The 22060-nt window shown below is 66.2% G+C and carries 17 protein-coding genes and 1 tRNA gene; 13 read left to right on the top strand and 5 right to left on the bottom strand.

From position 1 onward, the window contains the following. The 4 genes from IEV99_RS23665 to IEV99_RS10425 form a co-directional block, all read left to right on the top strand. Positions 1–211: hypothetical protein (locus tag IEV99_RS23665; RefSeq protein ID WP_210318639.1), on the top strand; the 211-nt coding region annotated here is incomplete at its 5' end. Between the two features lie 528 nt (positions 212–739). Next, positions 740–1963, top strand: coding sequence for an efflux RND transporter periplasmic adaptor subunit (locus IEV99_RS10435; protein ID WP_188517570.1), 1224 nt, complete (start codon positions 740–742; stop codon positions 1961–1963). A 2-nt stretch (positions 1964–1965) separates the two neighbouring features. After that, the gene (locus IEV99_RS10430; protein WP_188517569.1) at positions 1966–5115 is read left to right on the top strand and encodes an efflux RND transporter permease subunit; all 3150 of its coding nucleotides are present in this window, start codon (positions 1966–1968) and stop codon (positions 5113–5115) included. Between the two features lie 218 nt (positions 5116–5333). Further along, the gene (locus IEV99_RS10425; RefSeq protein ID WP_188517568.1) at positions 5334–5483 is read left to right on the top strand and encodes a hypothetical protein; all 150 of its coding nucleotides are present in this window, start codon (positions 5334–5336) and stop codon (positions 5481–5483) included. 54 nt (positions 5484–5537) lie between these two features. Here the strand turns inward: IEV99_RS10425 and IEV99_RS10420 are convergent, their stop codons facing one another. Together IEV99_RS10420 and IEV99_RS10415 are read right to left on the bottom strand one after the other, a co-directional pair. Further along, on the bottom strand, positions 5538–5942 hold the full coding sequence (locus IEV99_RS10420) for a hypothetical protein (RefSeq protein WP_188517567.1): 405 nt from the start codon (positions 5940–5942) through the stop codon (positions 5538–5540). A gap of 112 nt (positions 5943–6054) precedes the next feature. Further along, positions 6055–8013 (bottom strand): acetoacetate--CoA ligase, encoded by a 1959-nt coding sequence (locus IEV99_RS10415; protein WP_188517566.1) that lies wholly within the window; start codon positions 8011–8013, stop codon positions 6055–6057. 230 nt (positions 8014–8243) lie between these two features. On the opposite strand from IEV99_RS10415, the gene IEV99_RS10410 reads away from it, so the two are divergent. Beyond that, positions 8244–10046, top strand: coding sequence for an AsmA family protein (locus IEV99_RS10410; RefSeq protein WP_188517565.1), 1803 nt, complete (start codon positions 8244–8246; stop codon positions 10044–10046). Here the strand turns inward: IEV99_RS10410 and IEV99_RS10405 are convergent, their stop codons facing one another. Together IEV99_RS10405 and IEV99_RS10400 are read right to left on the bottom strand one after the other, a co-directional pair. After that, complete coding sequence (locus tag IEV99_RS10405; protein WP_188517564.1) at positions 10047–10733, bottom strand: Crp/Fnr family transcriptional regulator; 687 nt, start codon at positions 10731–10733, stop codon at positions 10047–10049. Positions 10734–10820: 87 nt separating this feature from the next. Further along, the gene (locus IEV99_RS10400; protein WP_188517563.1) at positions 10821–11675 is read right to left on the bottom strand and encodes an aldose 1-epimerase family protein; all 855 of its coding nucleotides are present in this window, start codon (positions 11673–11675) and stop codon (positions 10821–10823) included. A gap of 190 nt (positions 11676–11865) precedes the next feature. Here IEV99_RS10400 and IEV99_RS10395 point away from each other — a divergent pair. The 8 genes from IEV99_RS10395 to IEV99_RS10360 all read left to right on the top strand — a co-directional run bounded on the left by IEV99_RS10395 (position 11866) and on the right by IEV99_RS10360 (position 20545). Continuing rightward, a tRNA-Phe gene (locus tag IEV99_RS10395) sits at positions 11866–11941 on the top strand. Between the two features lie 234 nt (positions 11942–12175). Further along, positions 12176–14083: an ABC transporter substrate-binding protein gene (locus IEV99_RS10390; protein ID WP_188517562.1), complete on the top strand. Its 1908-nt coding sequence runs from the start codon at positions 12176–12178 to the stop codon at positions 14081–14083. A 78-nt stretch (positions 14084–14161) separates the two neighbouring features. Next, a complete protein-coding gene (locus IEV99_RS10385) occupies positions 14162–15166 on the top strand; it encodes an ABC transporter permease (RefSeq protein WP_188517561.1) in 1005 nt (334 codons plus the stop codon). Beyond that, positions 15166–16032 carry an ABC transporter permease gene (locus IEV99_RS10380; protein ID WP_188517560.1) on the top strand — a complete coding sequence of 289 codons (867 nt, stop codon included), beginning with the start codon at positions 15166–15168 and terminating at the stop codon, positions 16030–16032. Before IEV99_RS10385 ends, IEV99_RS10380 begins: the two co-directional genes overlap by 1 nt. After that, positions 16029–17081 (top strand): ABC transporter ATP-binding protein, encoded by a 1053-nt coding sequence (locus IEV99_RS10375; RefSeq protein WP_188517559.1) that lies wholly within the window; start codon positions 16029–16031, stop codon positions 17079–17081. The genes IEV99_RS10380 and IEV99_RS10375 overlap by 4 nt, the downstream gene beginning before the upstream one ends. Beyond that, positions 17078–17896, top strand: a complete 819-nt coding sequence (locus tag IEV99_RS10370) for an ABC transporter ATP-binding protein (RefSeq protein ID WP_188517558.1) — start codon at positions 17078–17080, stop codon at positions 17894–17896. Before IEV99_RS10375 ends, IEV99_RS10370 begins: the two co-directional genes overlap by 4 nt. A gap of 26 nt (positions 17897–17922) precedes the next feature. Next, positions 17923–19467 (top strand): arabinosylfuranosidase ArfA, encoded by a 1545-nt coding sequence (gene arfA, locus IEV99_RS10365; protein ID WP_188517557.1) that lies wholly within the window; start codon positions 17923–17925, stop codon positions 19465–19467. Between the two features lie 43 nt (positions 19468–19510). Continuing rightward, complete coding sequence (locus IEV99_RS10360) at positions 19511–20545, top strand: ArsR/SmtB family transcription factor (RefSeq protein ID WP_188517556.1); 1035 nt, start codon at positions 19511–19513, stop codon at positions 20543–20545. Between the two features lie 27 nt (positions 20546–20572). Here IEV99_RS10360 and IEV99_RS10355 read toward each other — a convergent pair whose 3' ends face one another. Continuing rightward, positions 20573–21832, bottom strand: coding sequence for an MFS transporter (locus IEV99_RS10355; protein WP_188517555.1), 1260 nt, complete (start codon positions 21830–21832; stop codon positions 20573–20575). Positions 21833–22060: the final 228 nt, after the last annotated feature.

Genomic DNA, 22060 nt, shown 5'->3' with positions numbered 1-22060 from the left:
ATCCATTTCGACCCCTACCAAAAACTCATCGCTGAGCCTCTTCGGGATCCGCAAGGACACGGCCGTCCGCGTTTCTCTTTCTTCCATCCTGATTGTCAAAGAGCACGAAAACCAACCACTGCGCCGAAACGCAGACGAAGGTCTCCCCCGGATGGAGCAGGTCTCCCCGCCACAACCCGGTCCAGAGGAACGCCACACCGTGGGTTCTTGAAAAGCCGCAGGGCGCTTGGCCCGCGACCAGGCCTTCCAGGCGAACACTCCAGAGCCAGGCCGAAACCCAAACCGCAGAAGCGCCGAAGGCCGTCGGCGAGAGCAGCTGGTGTGTCTCCGCCGCCGATGACCGCCTTATGCCAACACGCCGCCGGAAGGTCAAGCGAGCTTTTCGAGGTTTTTTCGCTTCCTGCTGCAGCGCACCATTTCCGCGTGCGCTTATCCACAGCCCGAGGCCTTGCAGCGTAACGAAATCCGGATGGCTTTCCGGCGATGTGCACGTCATCAACTCCCTAAGTTGCGCTTCCCCAGGCTGCGGCGGCTTCCCAAGCGGCCCGCGGAAGCGTCGCCCTGCCCTGCCGTTGGGCCATGTGCTTGTGTATGCAGCACAATCTCGCGTTCACCACCGCGCGATTTACCGCGTGAATCTCTTTCAAATGCGAGGCTTGCGTTTATAGTGAGGGTTCCCGCCACGCCGCGCATGGCAGACCTGCGCCTTCGCGCCAGCCGTGCGGCAGGAGAGTTCTAGATGACGTCGCGTTCGACCCTGCGCGCCTTGGCGCTTCTTGCGGCTGCCTCCGTGGCCTGCCATCCGGCTTTCGCGCAGTCCGCCCCCCCTGCCCCGGCAGGTAAATCCGACGCGAAAACCCTTGGAGCGGCGGGCGCGGCGCCCCGCTCGGTTCCGGTCGTGCTCGGCAAGGCGGAACGGCGCTCCATGCCGCTGAGGTTCGACACGATCGGGACCGTGCAGCCAATGGCGAGCGTGACTGTTCGCAGTCGGGTCGAAAGCCAGATTGCGGCCGCTCCGTTCGACGATGGCGGCAAGGTGCGCAAGGGCGACCTCCTGTTCCAGCTCGACAGCCGGCAGATTGAGTCGCAGATCAAGCAGAGCGAGGCGACGCTGACGCGCTCCCGGGCGCAGCTCGAGCAGGCGCAGCGCGACGTGCGCCGCAACGAGGCGCTGGCCGCCAACGAATACGCCTCTCGGCAGAAGCTCGACGACAGCCGCACCGCCGTGCAGACGATCTCGGCGCAAATCCAGGCCGACGAGGCCGCGATCGAGACGCTGAAGGTTCAGCTCTCTTATTATACGCTGCGGGCGCCGATCGACGGGCGCATTGGCATGGCGGGGCTGAAGGCCGGCAACATCGCCAAGACGGGCGACAACTCGGTCGCGCTCGCGACCATCAATCAGATCAGCCCGATCTACGTGTCCTTCTCAATGCCGCAGCGGCTCCTGCCGGAGTTGCGCGACGCGATGGTGAATGGCGCAGGCGCCGTCTTGGCGACGCCCCAAGGCGCGCGCAAGGGCGTCGAGGGCAAAATCGCGGTGTTCGACAACGCCGTGGATGCATCCACGGGCACCATCACGATGCGGGCCGTGTTCGAGAACGCCGACGAGACCCTGTGGCCGGGCGCATTGTGCAACGTCCGGGTGACGCTTCGGACAGACGCTGACGCAGTCGCGGTTCCGCGCGAGGCCGTGCAGACGAGCCAGAACGGCACCTTCGTGTTCGTAGTGGTGGACAATGTCGCCAAGGTGCGGCCCGTGAAGGTCGCTCGCCTGGTGGATACGTACGCGGTGATCGAAACCGGCCTCAACGGCGACGAGACGATCGTGACGGACGGACAGCTCCTGCTGACCGACGGCGTGCGTGTGGAGCCGCGTGAGCGCAAGCCCGTCGCTGCGCCTTCCGCCCCCACGGCGGGCGCGGCCGAAACGAAGCCTGCAGACGCCGGCAAGGGAGCCTGACGATGTCGCTCCCGGTGCTCTGCATCCGCCGGCCGGTGATGACGACGCTCATCACTCTGTCCTTCATCATCTTTGGTCTGTTCGCCTATCGGCAACTCCCGGTCGCCGCCCTGCCCCGGGTCGACTTCCCGACCATCAGCGTCCAGGCCAACCTGCCCGGCGCGAGCCCCGAGACCATGGCGGCCTCCGTGGCCGCGCCGCTGGAGCGGCAATTCTCCAACATCTCCGGCATCACCTCGATGACGTCGCTCTCCTCGCAGGGGTCGACCAATATCGTGATGCAATTCGACCTCGACCGGAACATCGACGGCGCGGCGCTGGACGTGCAGTCCTCGATCGGGGCGGCGGCGCGCCGCCTGCCGCCCGACCTGCCAAACCCGCCGAGCTTCCGCAAGGTGAACCCGGCCGACCAGCCGATCCTGTTCCTGGTCGTGACCTCGGCCACGCAGCCGCTCTCGGTGGTCAACGACTACGCCGAGACGGTGCTGCAGCAGCAGATCTCGCAGATCCCGGGCGTCGCGCAGGCGCTGATCTTCGGCGCGCAGAAATACGCCGTGCGCATCATGGTGGATCCCGAGGCGCTCTCGGCGCGCGGGCTCTCCTTCACGGACCTGCGCACCGCCATTTCGTCGGCCAACTCAAACCAGCCGACCGGCACGCTACGCGGCGAGCGCCAGCGCGTCACCATCGAGGCGACCGGGCAGCTGCGCAAGGCCGCCGACTACAATGACCTGATCGTGGCGTCGCGCAACGGCGCGCCGGTGCGTCTGGAGGACGTCGCGACCACCAAGGATTCGGTAGAAAACGACGAGTCCGCCAGCTGGTACAACGACCAGCGGTCACTAATTGTCGCGATCTTCCGCCAATCCGACGCCAACACGGTTGACGTGGTCGACAAGATTCGCGAGCGCATCCCGAGCTATCGCGAGCAGCTGCCGGCCTCCATCGGCCTCAACGTGCTGAACGACCGCTCCGTGCCGATCCGTGAGGCGGTGCACGACGTGAAGTTCACGCTCATGCTCTCCGTCGCGCTGGTCGTGATGGTGATCTTCCTGTTCCTGAAGTCGCTCACCGCCACACTGATCCCCACGCTCGCTTTGCCGGTGTCGCTCGTCGGCACCTTCGCGGCGATGTATGTGATGGGCTATTCCATCGACAACATCTCGCTGTTGGCGCTGACGCTGTCGGTCGGCTTCGTGGTCGACGACGCCATCGTGATGCTGGAGAACATCGTTCGCCACATCGAGGAGGGCATGAAGCCCTTCGAGGCGGCGCTGCTGGGCTCACGCGAGATCGGCTTCACGATCGTCTCCATCACGCTCTCTCTGGTCGCCGTGTTCATTCCGGTGTTCTTCATGGGCGGCGTGGTGGGGCGCGTGTTCCGCGAGTTCGCGGCCGTGATATCGGTCGCCATCCTGGTGTCGGGCTTCGTGTCGCTGACGCTGACCCCGATGCTGTGTGCGCGCATCCTGAAGGCGCATGACGCACATGCGCGGCCGAACCTGTTCTCGCGCGCCGTGGACGCGGTTCTGGACGGCATCCTGGCCGCATATCGATGGGCGCTGGACGTTTGCCTCAAAGCGCGGCTCATCGTGCTGCTGCTGACGATCGCGTCCGTGTTCGTCAGCGTGAAGCTCTACATGGACGTCCCGAAGGGCTTCTTCCCGACCGAGGACACCGGCCTGATCCGCGGCGCGACCGAGGGTCCGCCCGATACATCCTTCGAGGCCATGGCGGCGCGCCAGCAACTGCTGAACGAGATCGTCCGGGCCGACCCGGCCGTCGACTACCTGACGTCGAATTCAGGCTTCCAGTCGATCAGCCAGGGTTTCATGTTCATCGCCCTGAAGCCGCGCGAGGAGCGTGAGCCCGTGAACGAGGTGATCGCGCGGCTGCGCCGCAAGGTCGCCAACGTGCCGGGCATCAGCCTCGTGATGCAGCCGGTGCAGAACATCAACCTGAACTCCGGGCGCCAGTCGCGCGCCCAGTATCAGTACACCCTGCAAAGCGCCGACCTCGCCGCGCTCTACAAGTCAGCGCCCGACATGCGGGCGCGCCTCGCCAAGATCGACATGCTGCGGGACGTGAACATCGACCTGCAGCTCTCCAACCCGCAGGCCATGGTGGAGCTCGACCGCGAAAAGGCGGCGCAGTTCGGCGTGACCTCTGACCAGTTGCGGCAGACGCTCTACAGCGCGTTCGGCTCGCGGCAGATCTCGACTATCTTCACGCCCGCCAACGACTACCAGGTCATCATGGAGGCGGACCGGATCTTCCAGACCGATCCGTCGGCGCTGTCGCGCATCTTCGTGCGTAACAATGCGGGCCAGAATGTGCCGCTCGAGGCCATCGCGACGGTGACGCGCAACGTCGGTCCACTCTCGGTGAGCCGGCAATCGCAGCAGCCGGCCGTGACGATCTCCTTCAACACGGCGCCGGGCGTTTCGCTTGGCGACGCCGTGGAGGCGATCAAGCGGGCGGAGCGCGAGGCGGCGCTGCCGGCCTCGATCACGACGGGGTTCACGGGATCGGCGCAGCTGTTCCAGGACGCGCTGAAGGGCCAGGGCGTCCTGATCCTCGCGGCCGTGCTGGTGATCTACATGGTGCTGGGCGTGCTCTATGAGAGCTTCATTCACCCTATCACCATCCTGTCCGGCCTGCCCTCGGCCGGGCTCGGCGCGCTGCTGGCGCTGCAATATTATGGCATGGACCTGTCGGTGATCGCGATCATCGGCATCCTGATGCTGATCGGCATCGTCAAGAAGAACGCCATCATGATGGTGGACTTCGCGATCGAGCGGCGGCGCGAGGGCGCGGACGCGCTCACGGCGATCCGCGAGGCCGCGCTGTTGCGCTTCCGGCCGATCATCATGACGACCTTCGCGGCGCTGCTCGGCACCCTGCCGATCGCGCTCGGGTCGGGAGCCGGATCGGAGCTGCGCCAGCCGCTCGGCATTGCGGTGGTGGGCGGATTGTGCGTTTCGCAGCTGCTGACGCTGTTCATCACCCCGGTGGTGTATTTCTACCTCGACAAGATCGAGACTCTCCTGTCGGGCGGCAAAAAGCTTGCGGCGCGCGAGGAGGCGCCCCTCGGCGATGCGGTCCCGGCCGGCGCGGCCCCAACGGGAGCCGCCTACCAGCGGGCCGACTAACCCGCCGCTCATCGCTAAAGGTTAACGCCGTCGCAATACGTGCAATCGGCGTTAACGCTCTCTTGAACATGCGGTTGAATGGCTGCCGGTTTGTGGCAGGAATAACCATAAGTTCAATCTGAGTGGCGTCGCGCGTTATGCGTAGGGTGAAGTGGAGTTCCTCGGGCAGCGAGCCGTCGTTCGGCCCGCCTGATCTGGCTGGCTCCGGCCGGAGCGGCATGCAGAATGTCTGGAAAGGCTTCGCAGCCTTCCTGCTCGGCGTGACGCTGGGCGTCAGCGCAATCATCTTCGGTGAAACGGCGATCAGCGGCGCGCCGGGCGACGAACCGGCGAGCGTATGGCAGGGTCAACCGCAACTACGGCGCTGACCAGGGTCATCTCGCGTGACGGACGGAAGGCGGCCGCGTGGCCGCCTTTTGCGTTCAGGCGTCCGTGACGGTCGCGACCTTGAAGGTATGCAAGGCGCCGTCCTCGTCGCGAATGGAGACGTAGTCTCCCGGGTTGAAGCTGTGGTCGCCGAAGCGGTAGCCGGCCTCGTCGTCGGCGCTTCGGGCGGGATCGTAATCGAACGCCCAGTTGGCTCCGCCCTTTCCTCCAGGCCGGTGCACGAGGTGACCGGTCTCGGTCGGCTCGCCGTCCCAGAAACGCCGAACGCGGCAGCGCGCACGGGCATCGCGCCAGGCCTGGGCGTCGAGGCGACCCGCCGCGTCCAGCGGCGCGACGAGGTCGTAGCCATGGCGGCTGGAGCCCTCGGGGTATTCCTTTGACCGCGCGAGGTGGAGGACGATGCGCTTGAGAGCGGTTTTGGCGCCGAGAACGTCGCACATGGGGGACTCCTGGTTGGATCGATCGCGATCCAGCTTTCGGCCTCCTCAGCACCGACGTCCTTGATGTTGCGCAAAGCCGGCATTCCGGCGCCGGCTTTTCTCGAGCGGCCTCTCAGCTCTGCAGTTCGGGCAGGTTCGCAAAGAGATCCAGCGCCTCCGGGTTCGCCAGCGCTTCCTTGTTGTTGATCGGGCGGCCATGGACCACGTCGCGCACCGCAAGTTCGGTAATCTTGCCGCTCTTGGTGCGTGGAATGTCGGCCACGGCCACGATGCGGGCCGGCACGTGACGCGGGCTCGCGCCGGTTCGTATCTTGGCCCGGATGAGTTGCTGCAACACGTCCGTAAGCGCCGCCCCTTCGCGCAGGCGCACGAACAGCACAACGCGCACGTCGTTGTCCCAGTCCTGCCCGATGGCGAGGGCTTCCACGACCTCGGGGATCTGCTCGACCTGCGCGTAGATTTCGGCGGTGCCGATGCGTACGCCGCCCGGGTTCAGGGTGGCGTCGGAGCGGCCGTGGATAATCATGCCTCCATGCGGCGTCCACTCGGCATAGTCGCCGTGACGCCAGACGCCGGGGAACCGGTCGAAATAGGCGGCGTGGTACTTGGCGCCGTCGGGATCGTTCCAGAACGCGATCGGCATGCAGGGGAAGGCTTTGGCGCAGACGAGCTCGCCCTTGCCGAAGGCGATGGGCTGGCCTGCCTCGTCCCACACGTCGACCGCCATGCCGAGGCCCGGCGCCTGGATCTCGCCCTTGTAGACCGGGCTGGTGGGATCGCCGAGAACGAAGCACGAGGCAATGTCTGTCCCGCCCGACACGGAGGCGAGGTGCACATCCGGCTTCACGGCCTCATAGACGTAGTCGAAGCTCTCGGGAGCCAAGGGCGACCCCGTCGAGGCGAGCAGCCGGACGCTCGACAGGTCATGCGTATCGCGCGGGCGCAGGCCTGCCTTCTTGCAGGCGTCGATGTATTTCGCCGACGTGCCGAAGAGCGTGAAGCGCTCCGCCTGGGCGAAATCGAAAAGCACCGGCGCTTGGGGGTGAAACGGCGAACCGTCGAACAGCATCAAGGCCGCCTTGCTGGCGAGCGCCGAGACGAGCCAGTTCCACATCATCCAGCCACAGGTGGTGAAATAGAAGACGCGGTCGCCCTCATGCACGTCGCTGTGCAGCTGATGCTCCTTGAGATGCTGCAGCAGCACGCCGCCGGCGCAGTGAACGATGCATTTGGGAACACCGGTGGTGCCGGACGAATACAGGATGTAGAGCGGGTGATCGAAGGCGAGCCGCTCGAACCGTAGCGGCTGCGGCGCGAAGGGCGCCAGGGCGTCCGCCAGAGCGACGCCGTTCGGCAGTGCGGCGGCGGTCTCGGCGGCGTCGCCCAGGTAGTCGACCACCAGCACGGTTTCGGCGCTCGTGAGCTGCGCAGCGATCTCGGCGAGCTTGTCGAGGATCGGCAACCGCTTGCCGGCATACCAATAGCCATCGCAGGCGATGAACAGCTTCGGCGCGATCTGACCGAAGCGGTCGAGGACGCCCCTCACGCCGAAATCCGGCGAACACGACGACCACGTGGCGCCAAGAGACGTCGCGGCCAGCATCAGGATCACGGTCTCGGGAAGGTTGGGCATCATGGCGGCGACGCGGTCGCCCACACCGACGCCGCGCGACGCCATCCATTGCTGGGCGCGCGACACCTCGGCGCGCAGCTCGCGCCAGCTGAGGCGCTTCTCGACCTTGTCTTCGCCGCGGAACACGATCGCGTCGCCGTCACCGTCGAGCGGCAGCAGGTTCTCGGCAAAGTTCAGCCGCGCCTCCGGAAAGAAGCGGGCGCCCGGCATCCGGTCGTCGACCAACACGCTATCGCCCTTGTGGCCGACCACACCTGCGAAATCCCAGAGCAGCGACCAGAACGCCTCGCGACGCTCCACCGACGCCGCATGAAGCTCGCGGTAAGTCCGCGCCTGCAAACCTTCGCGGGCATTGAACGCGTCCCTGAACCGCACCATCGAGGTTGATTCGACACGTTCCCGCGAGGGGGTCCAGAGCGGGCGTTCTGCAACGGTCATCGTTCGGCCTTCTTGTCGGCTCAGCGGAGCGTCTGGGATAGCCAATCCTGCGGGTCGGGGAAAGTCGGCACAACGGCTCCGCAAAGCCTTTGGACAAACTCCATGCTTCGGCTTCGCCATCCTGCGCTTGGTTAAAGAGTGGTATATCGTCTTGCTTAGTCGAACAGGTCGAACGGCCTTGGCGGGATCAGGATGACAGCTGGTCAGCTCCTCACGCGCGGCGGCGCGGCATGACGCGCAGGTTCGCGATCGCGCTCCTGTCGGTGCTGCTGGCGATCGGCGCCGGATTAACGCCCTGGCCCGCGCCGCAAGGGGCGCTCGACGCCCTGAGCCGCCTGGCCGCTCTGGGCGGCCCTGAGCCGCTGCGCGTCGCGGCGGCCGACGGCGCGACCTTCACGCTTTTGCCCGAGCCGCGCCTCCAGGTCGCCGCCCTGCGCATCGAAACTTCGGGCGGCGAGCCGCTTCTGTCCGTCGAGCGCGCGAGCGCGTCCGTGCGGCTCGCCTCGCTTTTTCTAGGCGCTTTCGACGTCGCGGATCTCACGCTCGTGCGGCCGAGACTCGCCGCGGCGAACGCCGTGGCCCTGGCGCCGGGATTGAGTGCGGCAGGACCGGGGCGCGAAGCACGCGGCGGCATCGCTGATCTCGACAGAGTGATCGTGATGGACGGCGAAGCGACCGGCGCGACGATGCCGATCCAAGCCGTCAACATGGTGCTGCGCCGGCGCGCAACGGGCATCGACGCCGCCGGAACAGTGCGGCTGGGTGGTGAGGCGCTGGAACTGCAGATCGCCGCCCCCCGGCTGAACGCGCTTGTGTCGGGCGAATACGGCCCACTTGCGGCCTCGCTGCGCACCGCCCATGGATCGCTGGACTTCTCCGGCTCCTTCGCGGCGGGGCCCCGCGCTCCCCAGGCTAACGGCAGCCTTACGGCCGCGCTCTCCAATGCCCCAGCCCTGATGCGGTGGCTGGGAGTTGACTGGCCGCTTCCGCTCGGCGACAGCGCGTCAGTGACGGCGACTTTGCGGCTCGCGGGCGCTGCGGTCGCGCTCACGGACGCGCGCATACAGACGCCCGCCGGCGCGCTGGACGGGGCATTGTCGGCCACACTGACGGCCGGCCATGTCGGCTTGAGCGGAACGCTCGCCGCCGAACGGCTCGACCTGACGGCGGCGCTGCGGCCCCTCTTCCCGGCGCGCCGCGCCGACGGGTCGTGGAGCGGCGAGCCATTCGACCTCGCGGCACTTCCGGCGGGCGACGCCGACCTGCGCCTTTCGGCCGGGCGGCTCACCATCGGCAAGACAATCTTCGACAACGCCGCCCTGTCGCTGCTGTCGCGGGCCGGACGGGCCGACGTGACGCTGAGCAGCGGCGACTTCATGGGCGGCCGGGTCAAAGGTCGGGCGACGCTGGTGTATGGCGAGGGCGACGGAGTCGACGTCAAGGCGCTGGGCTCGTTCGAGCGGGTGGACGCAGCCCTCGCGGCGCTAGCCTTTGCGGGCAGCGAGCGTCTGACCGGCGCGGCCGGGGGCTCGTTTGCGGTGGATGGGTCCGGCGCCAGCTTGGCGGCCCTGGTCCGCTCGCTCGATGGGAAGGCCTCTGTGACGATCCGCCAGGGCGAGCTGCTGGGCGTCAACCTTCCCGAGGTGCTGCGCCGGATCGAGCGGCGGCCCCTGATCGCCGCACTCGATATGCGCGGCGGCAAAACGCCGTTCGACGTCGCCAGCTTCGGCGGGCGGATCGGCAAAGGCGTGCTGGACATCGCGGACGGCTCACTGGCTTCGCCGGCCACCAAGGTGCTGCTCACCGGCCAGGTCGGGCTGGCGGAACGGACGTTGCAGCTTACCGGACAGGTGCAGGCTGCGGACCAGGGGCGCGAAGCGGTCGTGCTGCCCTTTGCGGTGAGCGGCAGCTTTGACGAGCCCTCCGTCACGCCGAACGCCAGCGCCCTGTTCCGCAAATCCGGCGCGCTTGCGCCACAGCCCTTGCCGGCCAACGCAGTGGTGGATGCGGATCTCCCGTTGCACTTGCCCTGATCAGTGGTCGCTCTGCAGGGCCTCGGTGATCCGGTCCTCCAGGACCTTGGGCTGGCGAATCACCAGCGCGCCGCGGGTCTTCGCGATAACGCCCTGCCCGGACAGGGCCGAAAGTTCGCGGGTCACCTGCTCGCGCCGGCACCCAATGCGCGCCGCCAATACATGGTGGAAGGGCGGCGGGCTCACCACCCGCTCGCCACCGCCGCCGGCGCGCGGCGCAGACATGCGGATCAGCTCGGCATAGAGCCGGTGCTTCAGGTCGAACACCGAATGCTCGGTGATGCGTGCGTTGAGCTCGCGAATGCGGGCGGTGAGGAGCCGGAGCAGGCGATCTCCGACCACCGGGGACGCGAACACGATCTCCTTGAACACGGAAGCCGGCATGATGCACATCTCGGCGCGCGTCAGGGCCGTGACATTGGCCGAGCGGCGAACGTCGTCGATGGCGGCCAACTCGCCAAAAAACTGGCCGCCTTTCATCTCCGCCAAGATGATCTCCTTGCCGGACTGAGTGCGGATCAGGATGCGCACGTCGCCCGAAAGGATGAAGTACACGTCCGTCGACGCGTCTTCGAAGTCGACCACGATCTCGTCATCGTCATACCTGCGCCAGGCGCAGCGCCGGTCAAACTTGTCGAAGTCGATGCCGGCGTCCTTGAAGAACGGAACGCGCGCGAGCGTCTGCATCCACCAGCCTCCCCATCAGAGAGGCGCATGCTAGTGCAGCTACAACTCAAGCGCGAAGTGCAAATGCGCTCTTAGGTTGCATTCTCGTCAAAGAACCGTGGCCACGTAGCCATGGGCGCGCGTTTCGCCCGGTTGCAGCACGATCATGCCCGGTTTTTCGAAGAGATCCCCCGTGAAGCCCTCGGGATCGCCCGACCCCGTCCAGGTCTCGACACATACGAACGGCGCTCCGGGCTTGCTCCACACAACCACGTTCGGGTAGTCGCGCCAGCCGATGCGCAATGTGGCGCCCTCCCCGGTCGACAGGTCGAGCCAGCGGCTGCGGACGTCCATGAAGCAGAGCGCATCGTCGGGGAAGAGGCTGTCATCCAGCGGCAGGACGCGACCGTCCTGGAGGGGCGCTGTGCGGCGCCGGTCTGAGATTAGGCCGCCCGGCGCGATCACGGGCACGCGCGCCTCCTCGGCGGCGTCGAAGACGAGGCGCGCGCTCGCCTTGCTGGCCAGAAAGCCCGGATGGACGCCGACAGCGTACGGCATGGGCTCGTCGCCCGTGTTCCGGACGGTGAGCGTCAGATCGATCGAGGTTTCGTCGATGGCGTAGTCGGCCGTGAGCGCAAACCCGAAAGGATATTGGGCCAGCGTCTCGGCGCTTTGCTCCAACCGCATCCGGACAGTGCGGTCGCCCGTCTGCTCGGCGCTGAACACCGAACGCCGCGCGAAGCCATGCAGGCCGAGCGGATAGGTCCGGCCGCCGACCCGCGATTCGCCTCCCCGCGTCCACCCCACCACGGGGAACAGGATGGGGCTGCGCTCCGGCCACCACTTGGGATCCCCTTGCCAGAGGATCTCGCGCCCGCCCAGCCGCCAGCTGCGCATCTCGGCGCCGAGCGTCGCGATCTCGAGCCGATTCGCGCCGGCCTCCAGAACAATGTGATCCGTCATGGGCTCGCCCTCCCCGGCTTATCGCCGATCTCGGCAGGTTTGCGCCGCGAGCGCCGGCGCTACTCGGGACGAAACCTAGCCTGCCGCGGTTTGCGCCGCCACGTTCGAACGACGCCCGATTCAGGCTGGACAGCCGACGATCCCACCCCTATAAACCGCCCCGTTCGCGGCGCTCTGGCGCCCGCCGGACGCCCAGGTAGCTCAGTTGGTAGAGCATGCGACTGAAAATCGCAGTGTCGCTGGTTCGATTCCAGCCCTGGGCACCATCCGCCCTGCGGAATCGTCCGATCTGCCCTTTCTGACATCATGGCTGACGAGCGCTCGAAGTGAGCGCGCCGAGCGAATGCGACCTGCGTCCGAGCGCGTCAGTGGGCACGCACAACCGTTCGTATCGGTTGTTCGGGTCTAAATCCGATTTGCCGTTGTTGCCCATCCAAGCCCGAACTATGCTGCCCAAATAAGCGAGCGCTCAAGAAAGCGCCGCGCCTCGGGAGGAAATGATGAGCCGCACTACTCGTGCCTGGCTGGTGGCAGCCTGCGTCCTTTCGCCAAGTCTTTTCGCGCTCGCCGCGCCTGCGAATGCTCAGGGCATTCCGCAAAATATCCCGCGTAACGAGACGCTCATCCTCGAAAATCCTGAAGGCACGATCAAGAACGCCGGCTGGTTCAATATCTGGTCCATCAATGCTGGCAGCCAGTCCAACGGGCTGCAGCAGGCTGCGCTGGATACGCTCTGGTATATCGATCCGGAAAGCGGGATTGATGGCGTGTGGGACAACTCGCTCGCGTCCGAGAAGCCGAAATACAACGCCGACTTCACTGAGATGACCGTGAAGCTGCGCAAGGGCATTTTCTGGAGCGACGGCGTGGAGTTCTCGGCCGCCGACGTGGTCGGCACGGTCGAAACCCAGATCAAGAACCCCAACATGCGCTTCAGCGCCGTGCTGGCCAACAACGTCGCAAGCATGGATATGCCGGACGAGAGCACGGTTGTTTTCAAGCTGAAGAAGCCGAACTCGCGCTTTCACACCAACTTCACGGTGCGGTGGGGCGCCATCTGGATCATGCCGAAGCACGTCTTCGACAAGGTGGCCGACCCGCTGAAGTTTGACTTCAACAAGCCGGTGTCGCTGGGCGCCTACACGCTCAACAGCTTCGACCCGGACGGCAAGTGGTACATCTGGCAGCTCCGCGACGACTGGCAGCGCACCTCGCTCGGCCGCTTCGGCAAGCCGGGGCCGAAATACCTCGCATACGTGGACCCGGGCCCGCCCGACAAGCGCGTGATCGCGCAGCTGAACCACGAACTCGATGTGATCCACGACATTGCCCCCGAGGGCATGTTCACGCTGGCCAAGCAGAGCAAGACTACAACAGCCTGGTTCAAGGGCTTCCCCTTCGGCCACCCGGATCCGACGCTGCCCGCTCTGGTCTTCAACACGCAGAACGAGAATTTCAAAAACAAGGATGTCCGCTGGGCGCTGGCGCTGCTGATCGACATCAAGGCCGTCGCGATGGCGGCCTACCGGGGCGCAGCGACGATCTCGGCCATCGCGGTGCCGCCTACTGGCAAGCACCCGGAGGCATATCACCAGCCCATGGAGTCCTGGCTGAAAGATTTCGAGGTCGACACCGGAAAGCAGAAATTCAAGCCGTATGATCCGACCGTCGGCAAGCAGATCGCCGACATGCTGCGGCCGTCGCTGGGCGAGCAAATCCCGCAGGACCCCAAGGACATCGCCAAGGCGTTCGGCCAGGGCTGGTGGAAGACCAACCCGCAGGCCGCCCAGGAGCTGCTCGAGAAGGCCGGGTACAAGAAGGTCGGCGGGCAGTGGCAGACGCCGGACGGCAAGCCGTTCACGATCCGCGTCATGGTGGAAGGCGACCTGCGCCCGGTGATGACCCGCGCCGGCAGCATGATCGCGCAGCAATGGAAGCAGGCCGGCATCGACGCCAAGATCGACGTCGCGCAGGGCACGCTGCTGACGCGCCGCGGCGCCGGCGACTTCGACACCTTCATCGGATGGAGCGTGGAAACCTGGGGCGGCCACCAGGACCTGTCCTACTTCATGGACAGCTGGCACTCGCAATTTGTCGCCGAGGCCGGCAAGCCGCAGCCGCTGCGCAACTGGCAGCGCTGGTCGAGCCCGGAACTCGACAAGATCATCGAGCAGACGCGCACGATCGACTTCGACGACCCGAAGGCGATCGAGCTCGGCAAGGACTACGTGAAGCTCGCAGCGCGCGAGATGCCGATCATTCCGCTGATGGCCTACAACGTGTTCACGGCGATGGACCAGACCTACTGGACCGGCTACCCGACGGCCGAGAACCCCTACGCCAACCCGGTCACGAACTGGGGCAACTCGCGCTACATGTTCGTGAAGCTCAAGCCCACCGGCAAATAAGGCGCACGCGCCTCTGCAATGCCCGAACGGGCGGCGATCCCCTCGCCGCCCGAACGCCCCCCGCATCCCGGAAGGCTCATGAGCGGTTACCTCGCATACCTGGCCAAGCGGCTCGGGCAGTTCGTGCTGGTCGTCTTCATCGGCGTGAACATCGCCTATGTGGTGACGCACGCCACGCCCATCGATCCGGTCGAGCAGTCGATCTCGGCGGTGACCTCCTTCGGCAACACGGCGCCGGAGGCCATCGAGCAGATGCGCCAGTCGCTCAAAGAGCTCTATGGCGTCGGCGGTTCCTGGCGGGAGCAGTACTTCACCTTCTGGTCGCGCATTCTGCGGGCTGACTTCGGCCCGTCCATGTCGGCCTTCCCGACGCCCGTCTCGGCCCTGATCGGCCGCGCCCTGCCCTGGACCGTTGGGCTTCTGGTGGTGTCGACGCTGGTCACCTGGGCGCTCGGCAACCTGCTGGGCGGGCTGGCCGGCTACTACCAGCGCAGCCGCTCGTTCAAGCTGATGGGCGTGGTCGCGATGGGCCTCCACCCCATCCCGTATTACATCGTCGCCCTCATGCTGCTGATCGTGTTCGGCTTTCTTTGGCCGGTGCTGCCGATCACGGGCGGCTCGGCCATGAACCTGCCGCAGGGCTGGACGCTGGCCTTCATCGGCAGCGTGCTGAAGCACTCCATCCTGCCCGCGCTGTCGCTGATCCTGATCGGGGTCGGCAGCTGGTTCCTCGGCATGCGTTCCTTGGTGTCCAACATCGTCACCGAGGACTACGTGCAGTTCGCCGAGCTCGGCGGCGTCAACCGCCGGCGCATCCTCGGCTCCTATGTGATGCGAAACGCGCTGGGGCCGCAGGTGACCGGCCTCGCGATGTCGCTCGGCGGCATCTTCAACGGCGCGATCATCACCGAGAAAGTATTTGGCTACCCGGGCGTCGGCACGCTGCTGGTGGACGCCGTGTATGCCGGCGACTACGGACTGGTGCTGGGCGTCACCACGATCTCGATCCTGGGCGTCTCGGCCGGCGTGCTCGCCATCGACCTGCTCTACCCCCTCTTCGATCCGCGCGTGCAGGTGGCCTGATGCTGGCGATCCTCCGCGACCTTCTGAAATACAATCTCGAATTCCGGATCGGGATCATCCTGGTGGGAATCGTGGTCGGACTGGCGATCTTGTCGGGGTTCTCGCCTTATCCGCCCGGCGACGTCTATGTGGTGCCGCCAGACGTGCCGCCTTCGAGCGCCTATTGGTTCGGCACCACCTCGCGCGGGCAGGACGTGTTCTGGCAGGTCTGCGTGGCCATTCGCAACACGCTGCTGTTCGGCATCACGGTGGCGGCGATCAGCCGGGTGCTGTCCCTCGTGATCGGCTTGCTCAGCGGCTACAAGGGCGGCTGGATAGACCGCGCGCTGATGGGCGTGAACGACACCTTCATCGTGATCCCGCTCTTTCCGATCCTGGTGCTGTTCTATTTCGTGATGCGCGACAGCATGACGTGGCTGATGCTGGCCATGATCATGGCGACGCTTGGCTGGGCCTATGACGCGCGCCTGATCCGCGCCGTCGCGATGAGCCTGAAGACGCGGGAGTTCAGCCAGACGGCCGTGTTTTCGGGCATGACCACCCGCGAGATCCTGACGCGGGAGCACCTGCCCTACGTCATGCCGATCGTGTTCTCGACCACGATGAACAACATGAACTGGTCCATCGGCCTGGAGGTGACGCTCTCGGTTCTGGGCTTCACGGACATCAACACGCCCACCATCGGCGGCATGATTTATTGGGCGAACCAGCACACCGCCATCGTGGCGGGCGTCTGGTGGTGGATTGCGTTCCCGATCGCCGTGGTGATCATGGCCTTCGTCGGGCTGTTTTTGCTGGCCGTGTCGATGAACGAATATATCGACCCGCGCAGCCGGCTGAGCCGCATGGGCGGAGGCGCGCGATGAGCGGTCCTGTCGCCCTGCATACGCCCACGACGCCCGTCGCCGGCGCCGCGCTGGCCTCCGATCCCGTGCTGCGGGTAAACGACATCCAGGCGCATTTCCGCACGCAACATTTCGGCGTGAGCCGCGAGGTCCGCGCCGTAGACGGCGTCACCTTCGACGTACGCCGCAACGAGATCTACGGACTGGCGGGCGAATCCAGCTCGGGCAAGACCACGCTGATCAAGACCATCGCGGGCGCGATCAAGCCGCCCTTGCAGGTGGTGGGCGGCAGCGTCCAATTCAGCTTCATGCCGGGCTATCCGGGCCTCCATGCCGCGCCGGCGGCCGAGGTGGAGCGGGTGCGCTGGCGCCATCTCTCCTACGTGATGCAAGGCTCCATGAACGTGCTGAACCCGATGCGCCGGGTGATCAGCACGTTCCAGGACTTCGCCTGGCGGCACCTTGGCGGCTCACGCAAGCAGTTCGAGGAGCGCGTCGTCGCGCATCTGGCGCGCGTGCGGCTCGATCCGGCCGTGCTTCGTGCCTATCCGCACGAGCTCTCGGGCGGCATGCGCCAGCGCGTCACCATCGCGCTGGCGACAATCTGCAAGCCGGACTTCATTATCGCGGACGAACCCACCACGGCGCTGGACGTGATTGTCCAGAAGGATGTGCTGGGCATGATCCGCTCCATCCAGCAGGAGATGGGCTCCTCGGTGCTGTTCGTCACGCACGACATGGGCGTGCACGCGCATCTCACCGACCGGCTCGGCATCATGTATGGCGGGCGGCTCGTGGAAGAGGCGCCCACGCCGGAAATCTTCTCCCGGCCGCTGCATCCCTACACGGTGTACCTCATCGGCAGCCTGCCGCGCATCGGCGATGACACGCCGCGCAAAAGCCTGGAGGGCAGCCCGCCCAACCTCGCCGACCCGCCCACCGGCTGCCGCTTTCATCCGCGCTGCCCGCTCGCCATGGAGGTCTGCGCCCGGCAGGTCCCGCCCATGGTGGAGAGCCTGCCCGGCCACCGCGTCGCCTGCCACGCCGTGAACCCGGGAGCCGCCGCATGAGCGAGCCCCTGCTGCGGCTGGACCACGTGTCCAAGACCTTTGCGCGCGGCGGCTTTTTCAGCCGGCGCCGGATCGAGGCCGTGAAGGACCTGTCCTTCACGATTGCGGCCGACAAGGCCGAGATCTTCACGATCATCGGCGAGTCCGGCAGCGGCAAGTCCACCACGGCCCGCATGATCCTCGGGATCGAGCGCCCGACAGGCGGTAGCCTCCAGTTCGACGGGCTCGATGTCGGCGCGCTCAACGGCCATGCCGACCGGATGCGGTTCATGCACGCCGTGCAGCCGATCTTCCAGAACCCGTTCGAGGCCTTCAACCCGTTGAAGCAGCTCGACCGCTACCTGTTTCTCACCGCCCGCCGCTTCGGGGCGGCGCGGGACCAAGCGGAGGCAGAGCGGCTCGCCGACGAGGCGCTGCGCAAGGTCGGGCTGTCGCTGGCGGAGGCCAAGGGCCGCTTCCCGCACGAGCTTTCGGGCGGCCAGCTGCAGCGCGTCGCCATCGCGCGGGCGCTTCTCTCCAACCCCAAGCTGATCGTGGCCGACGAGCCGGTCTCGATGGTGGACGCCTCGTTGCGCATGGCCATCGTCAACCTGTTTAAGGCTTTGCGCGACGAGCTCGGCATATCGATCATCTACATCACGCATGATCTCGCCACCGCGTACTCGATCAGCGACCGCATCATCATCATGCAGAAGGGCGAAGTCGTGGAGGCGGGCGACGCCCGCGCCGTGCTGGCCGCCCCGCAGCACCCCTATTCACGCCAGCTGCGCGAGGCGGTGCTGACGCCCGACTCGCCGCGGGCGCTCGCTTCCTGAAACGCCGCTCTCCGAGGGAGACCACGATGAGAAAAGCCACCGTCCTCATGGACCGCGATTTCGCGATCGGACAGACCGATCCGCGCCTGTTCGGCGCCTTCGTCGAGCATCTCGGGCGCTGCGTGTATGGCGGCATCTACGAGCCCGGCCACGCGACTGCCGACGAGAAAGGCTTTCGCCGCGACGTGCTGGATCTCGTACGCGAGCTCGGACCGACCATCATGCGTTACCCCGGGGGTAATTTCGTCTCCGGCTATAATTGGGAGGACGGCGTCGGGCCCGTGGACCAGCGCCCGACGCGGCTCGATCTCGCGTGGTTTACGACGGAGCCGAACACCTTCGGAACCAACGAGTTCATGGACTGGTGCAAGGCCGCCGAGGTCGAGCCCATGATGGCCGTGAACCTCGGCACGCGCGGCGGCGACGCGGCCCGCAATCTCGTCGAGTACTGCAATCATCCGGGCGGCACCTACTGGTCCGACCTGCGCAAGCAGCACGGCTGGGAGCAGCCGCACGCGGTGAAATTCTGGTGTCTGGGCAACGAAATGGATGGCCCCTGGCAGATGGAATACAAGACCGCCACGCAATACGGCATGGTCGCCAAGGAAGCGGCCAAGATGATGCGCTGGATTGACCCGACCATCGAGCTCGCGGCCTGCGGCTCCTCGGCGCGCAACATGCCCACTTACGGGCGCTGGGAAGACGAGGTGCTGGAGCACACCTTCGACCACGCCGAGTTCATTTCGCTGCACACCTATCTGAACAACTACAAGGAGGACACAGCGTCCTTCCTGGCCTCGCCGGACCTGATGGACAACTTCATCGACGAGGTCGTGGCGATCGCGGACGGCGTCGCGGCGCGCCGGCGCTCCACCAAGCGCATGATACTGAGCTTCGACGAGTGGAACGTCTGGTACCGGACCCGCCGGAAGCGCCAGGATAGGGTCAAGGAAGGCTGGCCGATCGCGCCGCCGATCCTGGAGGAGATCTACACGATGGAGGATGCGCTTGCCTTCGGCGGCGCCTGCATCTCGCTCCTCAACCACGCCGACCGCGTGAAATCGGCCTGCCTTGCGCAGCTCGTGAACGTGATCGCGCCGATCATGACGGAAACCGGCGGCCCGGCCTGGCGCCAGACCATCTTCCACCCCTTCGCGCAAATGTCGAAGTTCGGGCGCGGCAAGGTGCTGCGCGCCCAGGTAGAGAGCGATAGCTACGACTCTGAATACTATGATCCGCGCGGGTCGCAGGAAGTGTCGTACCCGGTCACCAACGTGGCCTACCTGAAGCTCTCGGCCGTGGCCGACGAGAATGGCGGGCTATCCCTTTTCCTGCTTAACCGCGACATCGCGCAGGACATGGAGGTCAGCATCGACGTGCGCGGTTTCGGCCGGCTCGCAGTTGGCGAGGCCCTGGAGCTCCGGCACGACGACCTGAGCGCCATCAATGACAAGAACGCGCCCGATCGCGTTGCACCGACCGCTCTCTCGGGCGTCGTGGTGGATGGCGGGCGCATCCGCGCCACGCTGAAACCGGCCTCCTGGAACGTCATTCACCTGACATCCAACTAACCGCCGCCGCCGGCCGCCGGCCGGTCCGGCTCAGGATTGCGACATGCTGGACCGCAAAGACCCAAAAACCGCGACGGGCTCGACCAAGCCCGTCGCTAAATCGAAGGGCGGCGACGACGCCCGCGAGGCTGCCGGGCGAAGCTTCCTCGTTGTGAACCCGGAGCGCCAGTTCGACGTGATCCGCGGGCTGGCGTCGCCGGTGCGGGTGCGCATCCTGCGGCTGCTGCGCCGCAGCGGCGCACTGAACGTCAATCAGATCGCCGAAAAGCTTGGCCTGCCGCAGTCCACCATCGCGACCAACATCCAGATCCTGGAAGAGGCCGAGCTGATCCTCACCGACGTCGTCAAGGCCGCTAAGGGGCAGCAGAAGATCTGCTCGGCGCGGTTCGACGAGATCGTGGTGCGGCTCGACGCGGACGACCCCAGCCGCGACAAGAACGTCATCGAGGTGGAGATGCCGCTGGGCCTCTACACCAGCTACGACGTTTCGGCGCCCTGCGGCATGTGCTCGACCCAGAGCATCATGGGCGTGCTGGACGTGCCGGACCTCTTTCTCGACCCCTGCCGCGTGCAGGCGGCGCTGATCTGGTTCGGGCGGGGCTTCGTGGAATACAAGTTCCCGAACAACGCCAAGGTGCTGAAAGCTGACCTCGCCGAGATCGAGTTTCAGATGGAGCTGTCGTCCGAGGTTCCCGGCACCAATACCAACTGGCCGTCCGACATCAGCCTGTGGGTGAACGGCGTGAAGGCCGGCACCTGGACCTGCCCGGGCGACTATGGCGACCGGCGGGGCGCGCTCACGCCGCGCTGGTGGAAGCTGGAGGGCTCGCAATATGGCGTGCTGACACGCTGGCGCATCACGCCGTCAGGCTCGTTCATGAATGACGAGAAGCTCTCGGACGTTTCGCTGGCGGACCTGTCGCTCTCCGACCACCACTCGATCCGGCTGCGCGTCGGCATAGAGCCGAGCGCGTCGCATCCGGGCGGCGTCAACATTTTCGGCCGCGGCTTCGGCAACCACAACCAGGACATCCTGATGCGGCTGCACCTGCGCCCCACGGGATCGCCGAAGAGCTGAACGCTTCAAGTCGCCGCCCCGCTACAGTTAGGCGGTCGCCGTGAGCCCGCCCACGTCCGGCGTCTTGCGCCGGCGCAGCAGCAGCCAGCCGGCGGCCGTCAGGTTCAGGAGGTTCCAGGCGACGCCGTTCAGGAAGGCGATGCGGTAGCTGCCCGTGTAGTCGTAGATGACGCCAGACACGTAGCCGCCAAAAGCCATGCCGAGGATGGTGGCCGAGACGACGAGGCCGATCTTCGCGCCCGCCTCCCGCGGCGGCAGCAGCTCGCGGCAGATCACCGCGTACATCGGCACGATGCCGCCCTGGAAGAGACCGAAGATGCCCGACACGATGTAGAGCGAGGTCAGGCCGTCAAACAGCGTGTAGAGCACCAGCGCCAGGCCTTGCATGAAAGAGCCGATCAGCAGCGTCGCCGCGCCGCCGATGCGGTCCGCCACGATCCCGGAGCCGATGCGCGAGAAGATGCCGAGCGCCAGCATGAGCGACAGCATCTCGGCGCCGCGGGCGACGCCATAGCCAAGGTCCCCGCAATAGGCGACGATGTGGACCTGCGGCATCGACATCGCGACGCAGCATGAGAAGCCGGCCGCGATCAGCAGCAGCACGAGAAAGCGCGACGACATGCCAACATCGGCGCGCGCCGCCTTGGTGGCGGCCTCGGCGTCCGCCATCATGCGGGCGGACGGGCGCTGGCGCATGAAAAGCGCAAGCGGCGTCACCGTGACGGCGATGAACAGCCCGATGCCCACATAGGTGTAGCGCCAGCCGATCGCCGGGATGCCGAACTTGATCACCAGTGGCCAGATCGTCCCGGCGATGTAGTTGCCGGACGCCACGATCACGACCGCAAGGCCACGCCTTTTCACGAACCAGTGCGAGATGTCCGCGATCATGGGCGCGAAGCCCGCGCCGGCGAAGACGCCGATCAGCAGCGCATGGATGGTGGAGAATACGACGAGGTTGGGCGCCAAGCCCGCAATCACGAAGCCGCCTCCGAGGCCCACGCCGGCGACGCCGAGCAGAACCGCGATGCCGGTGCGGTCCATCATACGCCCGAGTACGATGGTGCCGAAGGCGACGCCGAACATCATTACCGTGTAGGGCAGCGACGCGCCTGCCCGGTCGACGCCAAACTCGGCCTGCACACTGGGCAGCACTACGATTACGGCCCACATGCCGGCGCCCAGGATAGTGGCGATCAGCAGCGACAGCGCCAGACGCGTGTAGGCATAGCGGCTGTCCGGAACGTAGCGGTCGGCCGGGATCGGTGTGCTCTGGGCGGCGGGCATCGGCAGGTTCCAGATCCCGCGGGACTCGCGGGAATGGGCGGCAGGTGAACACCTGGCGTGATGCTGCACAAGAGATGATCACGCATGGCTGGGTCCGTTGCGCCTCGATTTTGATCGGCGGCAAGACGCATGCTGCCTATAAACAAGGCAGCTATTCTGCCTCCGTGCGTCTGTGGACCCCGCGAAGGCGTCGGACGATCTGGCCCGCTCCTTGCTGATTGCCTTTCC

The sequence above is a fragment of the Alsobacter metallidurans genome (assembly GCF_014636935.1).
Taxonomy (GTDB): Bacteria; Pseudomonadota; Alphaproteobacteria; order Rhizobiales; family Beijerinckiaceae; genus Alsobacter; species Alsobacter metallidurans.
The sequence above is the reverse complement of the archived record's forward strand: the minus strand, read 5'-3'. Positions and strand labels throughout refer to the sequence as shown.